Here is a 5,327-nt window from a genome sequence, read left to right as displayed (position 1 = left end):
CAGTGGCGCCGATGGTCGCGAGCACGCCGGTGCCGCGCGCGATCTGCCTGGACATCGCCGCCTCGACCCGCTCCAGCCGCAGCGCCACGCGCTCCTGAAGACCGTCATCGACAATGCCGCCGGAGAGCTCCGCCTCCTTCGCGCAGGACTGGATAAGCTGGGCGACCGCATCATGCGCGTCGGAGGTCCGCTCCGCCGCCTCCGCCAGCTTCATCTTGCCCTCGAGCGCGCGCGTCCGCTGCACGGCGAGCGCGCTCTTGCGGCGCAGCTCGACGGTCTTGGCGAGCCACACCGTCCACGTCACCAGCGAGGCGACGGCCAGCCCGATCATCACCGCCTTCACCACGATATCGGCGCTGACGAACATGCCCCAAGGCGACAAATTGCGCGGCAACAGCGCTTCGTCGATCGCGAAGGCCGGAGCCGGCGCGAGCGCCAGCGCGGTTGCTACGATCACGTGCTGAAGCCTGGAATTGCCTTGCATCCTGATCTCCCGACAGACAGAAGGAAGCTATGCCGCGATCCGGTCCGCAAGCTGGCGGAACCGCGCCAGCTGGTCTCCACGCAGCGCACGGGTCTCGTCGCGGCCGACGAAGACCTTGAACATGATGCCGCCGTCGGCATTGACGAAGGCAACGAAGGCCGAATTCTTGCCCATGAAGGGGCGCTCGACGAAGGCGACGCCTGCGCAGCGCTCGTGGCGGAGATGGCCATGCAGGCCCTTCGGCTGCATCAGGTTGAAATAACCGCGGCCGATCTCGCCAGCGGGGATCGAGCCGGTGAATTCGAAGATCGCGTCATTCGTGTGCACGATCAGCGTGACCTCGCCCCATTGTGCGACGTCCTGCATGGCGGCGGCAAAATGCTCGCCGCCTCCCATGCGCACCATCGACGAGGGCAGCGCCTCGATCACCGCACGCGCCGTGACCTTGCGCTCCCGCGCCACGTCCTCGATCACCGCGCCGGGATTGTCCGCCATGTACGCCTTGAGATCGGCGAGGTCGGTGCTCAGCATGTCCAGCTCCTCTCCTGCGTCGCCACCTCAGGCGGCCGCGGCCTTGCGCTCGCTCTGGATCACCTCGAAGCCCTCGAACTTGGGATGGCCGAGATAGAGGCTCTCGCCGGTCCGGTTGTCGGCGCGGGCATGGGCGCGACGGAATTCCTCGGAGCGCGTCCAGGCCTCGAACGCCGCCTTGTCGACCCAGGTGGTGTGCGATGAATAGAGCGTGTGGTCCTCGGCCTCGGGGCCCTTCAACAAGTGAAACTCGACGAAGCCCGGCATGCTGCCGAGATAGGATTCGCGCGTGGCCCAGACCGTTTCGAACGCGGTCTCCGCGCCCTTCTTCACCTGGAACCGGTTCATTGCGATAAACATGAGAGTCTCTCCTTCTGATCAAGACGAAAACGCGCCGAAGCCGCGCTGGAGCATCAGCGCGGCCCGGCGGAGAATGGCTGGCGTTGCGGCGCCTGTCGGCTTACGCACCTCCAAAGTGGATCTTCATGCCGGCCTTGTAGACCCGGCCCGGTCCCGGGCTCGACCACAGCACGTCGTTCTGCGTGGTGCCGTCGGTCGAGCTGCCGGGAATGGCGTAAGGCCGGTAGTACTGGTTCAAGAGATTGTCGATCGAGGCCGAGAACACGATGTCCCTGGTCGCGTTGTAGGTCAGGTACAGGTTGACCAGCTCGTACCCGGTCGCAGGCAGATAGCCGGCGGGCACGTCGTTGTTGGGACCGTACGAGGCCCACTGCGCCGTCAGGATCAGCGTGCGATCGAGCAGGCGGACACCGCCGGTCGTGACCACCTTGCGCGGGGTGATGGTCGCGAGCCCGATATTGGTCGCGACGTTCTTGCCCTGGATGTAGTGGCCGGCGACACCGACGAACCAGTCGCCGGCATCGTACATCGTCTCCGCCTCGAAGCCCTGGATGCGGGCCTGTGCGATGTTTTGATACTGGTAGTACTGGCTCGCCATGCCGAACGGCGTCGCCACCGGCGTCGAGGCAACGAGGTCGATGTAGTCGGAGACGTCGTTGCGGAACAGGTTGATCTTGCCGCGGAACGAGTCGGACGCGCTGAAGATGTTGTCATATTTCAGGTTGAAGCCGACCTCCTTGTTCTTGCCGACTTCGGGGCGAAGGTTCGGGTTGGGCAGGAAGCAGAACAGGCCGCTGGTTCCATCAGGGCAAGGGAAGAAAACCGGTCCGCCGCCAGTTGCATGCGCGCCGGAAATGACGGTCTCCGTGATCGAGGGCGCACGGTAGCCTTCGGCATAGCTGACATAGGGCTGGAAGCCCGCGACCGGCGTGACGCCAAGGGTGATCTTCGGCGAGAAGCGGTCACCACCGGCGTGCGTGTTGCCCGAGTCCAGGTCGTAACGGTCATAGCGGATCGCGCTCACCGCCTCGAACCAGGTGCTGTAGTTCTGCTTCAACTGAAGGAACCCACCTGACACGGTGCGGATGCCGCTCGGCGTGGTGATGTTGGAATTGCCGCGGCTGTCGGTCGTGATCACGTCATCCTGGAACGCGTCGACGCCCCAGGTGAGGGCATTGCGCCAGTCGCCGACGTTGAAGCGCGTGGTGTTGTTGGCGTCGATGCCATACGTGTTGAGGACGTAGCCGCGCTTGTCCCCGACGCAGCCCGAGACGTTGTTGCCGAGGCCGCCGTTGCAAAAGGCCGACGGTGTCGTGCCGTAGTGGTAGGTCTTGGTCTGATCGTTGTCGGTGCGATTGCCGTAGACCGACATGTGCCAGTCGAACAGATTGTCGCTCGGCAACGCATAGTTCCAGGTGATGGTCCCGGTATAGTTCTTGGCATCGGACGCGTAGACCGAGGATCCGCGATTGAGCGCAATCAATGCCTGGTTGGTCGTCGGACCGCGATTGAACTGGCCAATGTCGTATTGATAGTCCTGGAACACGGCGCCGAACTTGACCTCGTGACCGAGGGCCGGCCGCACCGTGAGCTTCATCAGCCCGGCCTCGACCTGGTTGCCGGTGTTGCCGATCTCGGTGCCGTTGCCGTCCTTGTAATTGCCCTGCGTGCGGTAGACCGCGCCGCCGAAGATATCGACATCGGGCGTGGCGCGCACGCCGCCGAATACCGAGCCGAGGCCGCGATTGTTGTTGGAGCCATAGGATCCCGAGAGATCGACACCCCAGCGCTCGCCGGGACGCAGCACGTCGTTGATGTCCTTGGTGCGGAACGAGACCAGGCCGCCGATCGCGCCGGAGCCGTAGATGTTGGCGGTCGGTCCCCGCACGACGTCGATGCCGCCGATCAATTCGGGATCGAGGAAGAAGGAGCCGTTGGCATTGTGGCCGGTGCGCTGATAGTTCTGCCGCGCGCCGTCGACGACGACCGCCACGCGGCCGAAGTCCTGCAAGCCGCGGATGTTGATGACGGTCGCGGGATCGTCGCCGCGCTCCTGGAACGACACGCCGGGCACGGCATAGAAGACATCCGACAGCCGGTTCGGCTGAAGACCCTGGATCTGGTCGAGCGAAATCGAGCTGACGGGCGCGAGCGCATCGATCGCGCGCTCCTTGGTCTTCGTCGCCGCGACCGTGATGGTGTCGAGCACCTGCACCGGCGCGGCGCCACCCGCCTGCGCACGGGCGTTCAAGACGTCGGGCGCTGCCTGCTGCGCGGCCAGCGGCTTGGCCGGCTTGCGCTTGGCCTGCTTCGGCCGATCCGGCGACGCATGTTCGGCCCGCGGCGATGCCGTCTGCGCGAAACTGCTCTCCGTCATCAATGCCGCGATTGAAACCACCGACGCGCCCAAAATCAGAGCGCGCGAATACCCAGCCCCGTCAGCCATATCAGCCCCAGCCTGCACTTCACTTTAGTTTTGGAGTCGTTTGGCTGGCGTGCGTTCGCAAAGCGAACGACCGGCTGGCTGATTTTTCAAGACGCGGGCATGTTGCCCGCTGTCATGATTGGTAACGTGGCAACACTCTGACGGTCAATGACATCAGGTTGCAGTTTATATCGATTGTAAATTGTCGCCGTTGGAATGCGCCAGTTGCCGCCTATACAAACAGGCAGCATCTGAAATTTCGAAGGCGCATCACACCAAAAATGTCAGCAATGTCCGGAGACAGCGGCAACGGCGCAGCAGGGCCGTCGGAAAGCCCTTCCGCAACAACGAGAACCCTCACCATGCGAGGGAGCCGGATCGACAGCCGCGAGCTCTTCGCGCACGAGCGCGAGATCATCATCGCGCATGGCGAGGACGCCTATCGCCTGCGTTTGACCTCGCAGAACAAGCTGATCCTGACGAAGTAACATGACATTTTGCCGCACCCTCACAACGTTCCTGTTCACCGGCACGATCGCGCTCGCGTCCACCGCGCACGCCGCCGGCATCACCGTGCATGACGCCCGCAATCGCGATGTCACCGTTGCCGACGTCGCACGCACGGTCTCGATCGGCGGCGCCATCACCGAGATCCTTTATGCGCTCGGGCTCGAGAGCCGGCTGGTCGGCGTGGACACTACTAGCCTCTATCCGGCGGCGGCGCTGYACGACAAACCCAATGTCGGCTACATGCGCCAGATCTCGGCCGAGGGCGTGCTCGGCCTCAATCCGACGCTGATCCTCGCGATCCAGGGGTCGGGCCCGCGCGAGACCATGGACATCCTCGAGACGGCGAAGGTGCCGCTGGTGCTGGTGCCCGAGACCTTTTCCGAGGACGGCCTGATCGAGAAGATCAGGCTGGTCGGCCACGCCATGGGCGTCGATGCGCGCGCCGAATGCCTCAGCGCCGCAGTCGGCGCCGATCTCGCCCAACTCCGCGCGCTGCGCGCCAAGGTGAAAAAGCCGGTGCGCGTGATGTTCGTGATGTCGCTGCAGAACGGGCGTGCCATGGTCGCGGGCCACAAGACCGCAGCCGACGAGATCATCCAGCTCGCCGGCGCCGCGAACGCCGTCGACGATTACGACGGCTACAAGATCATCGGCGACGAGGCGATCGTGGCCGCAAAACCCGACGTGGTGCTGTCGATCGAACGTGGCAAGGAGTCGCTCCAGGCCGACGCGGTCTATGCCCATCCCGGCTTTGCGCTGACGCCGGTCGCGGCCAACAAGAGCTTCATCACCATGGACGGCCTCTATCTGCTCGGCTTCGGGCCGCGCACGGCGGCGGCGGCGCGCGACCTCTCCGTAAAACTCTATCCGGCATTGGGCGACCAGGGCGGGGCATTCACGTCGGCTCTGTCGGCGGCGAATTGCCGGCAATGAGCGTGGCGATCGAGACCGAGGCACGACGCCCGCAGCGACACGCTGGTGCGAGACGGCGATCCGCATCGTTCGCGATTCCTCTTC

6 protein-coding genes are annotated in these 5,327 nt (G+C 64.5%); 2 read left to right on the top strand and 4 right to left on the bottom strand.

Translation table 11 applies throughout. From position 1 onward, the window contains the following. From AC1D00_RS24990 to AC1D00_RS24975, 4 genes are all read right to left on the bottom strand, one after another. Nucleotides 1–484: MotA/TolQ/ExbB proton channel family protein (locus AC1D00_RS24990; protein WP_477012483.1), on the bottom strand; the 484-nt coding region annotated here is incomplete at its 3' end. Between the two features lie 27 nt (nucleotides 485–511). Continuing rightward, entirely contained in the window at nucleotides 512–1,015 is a 504-nt protein-coding gene (gene hutX / locus AC1D00_RS24985) for a heme utilization cystosolic carrier protein HutX (protein WP_477012482.1), read from the bottom strand. Between the two features lie 27 nt (nucleotides 1,016–1,042). Next, nucleotides 1,043–1,375 (bottom strand): heme-degrading protein HmuQ, encoded by a 333-nt coding sequence (hmuQ, locus tag AC1D00_RS24980; RefSeq protein WP_271574811.1) that lies wholly within the window; start codon nucleotides 1,373–1,375, stop codon nucleotides 1,043–1,045. A 100-nt stretch (nucleotides 1,376–1,475) separates the two neighbouring features. Next, a complete protein-coding gene (locus tag AC1D00_RS24975) occupies nucleotides 1,476–3,821 on the bottom strand; it encodes a TonB-dependent hemoglobin/transferrin/lactoferrin family receptor (RefSeq protein ID WP_477012481.1) in 2,346 nt (781 codons plus the stop codon). Between the two features lie 260 nt (nucleotides 3,822–4,081). Between AC1D00_RS24975 and AC1D00_RS24970 the strand changes: the two genes are divergently transcribed. Both AC1D00_RS24970 and AC1D00_RS24965 read left to right on the top strand, forming a co-directional pair. Next, nucleotides 4,082–4,288 (top strand): hemin uptake protein HemP, encoded by a 207-nt coding sequence (locus AC1D00_RS24970; protein ID WP_135177093.1) that lies wholly within the window; start codon nucleotides 4,082–4,084, stop codon nucleotides 4,286–4,288. A 1-nt stretch (nucleotide 4,289) separates the two neighbouring features. After that, complete coding sequence (locus AC1D00_RS24965; protein ID WP_477012480.1) at nucleotides 4,290–5,243, top strand: heme/hemin ABC transporter substrate-binding protein; 954 nt, start codon at nucleotides 4,290–4,292, stop codon at nucleotides 5,241–5,243. The last annotated feature ends 84 nt before the right edge of the window (nucleotides 5,244–5,327 follow it).

The organism is Bradyrhizobium sp. P2_E8 (genome assembly GCF_056403875.1).
Note: the sequence above shows the minus strand (reverse complement) of the source record. Positions and strands in the feature narration are given on the sequence as shown.

Excerpts from the sequence above, each read along its gene's own strand:
- hutX (WP_477012482.1), bottom strand. The coding sequence starts at position 1,015 with ATGCTGAGCACCGACCTCGCCGATCTCAAGGCGTACATGGCGGACAAT.
- hmuQ (WP_271574811.1), bottom strand. The coding sequence starts at position 1,375 with ATGTTTATCGCAATGAACCGGTTCCAGGTGAAGAAGGGCGCGGAGACC.
- AC1D00_RS24975 (WP_477012481.1), bottom strand. The coding sequence starts at position 3,821 with ATGGCTGACGGGGCTGGGTATTCGCGCGCTCTGATTTTGGGCGCGTCG.
- AC1D00_RS24970 (WP_135177093.1), top strand. The coding sequence starts at position 4,082 with ATGTCAGCAATGTCCGGAGACAGCGGCAACGGCGCAGCAGGGCCGTCG.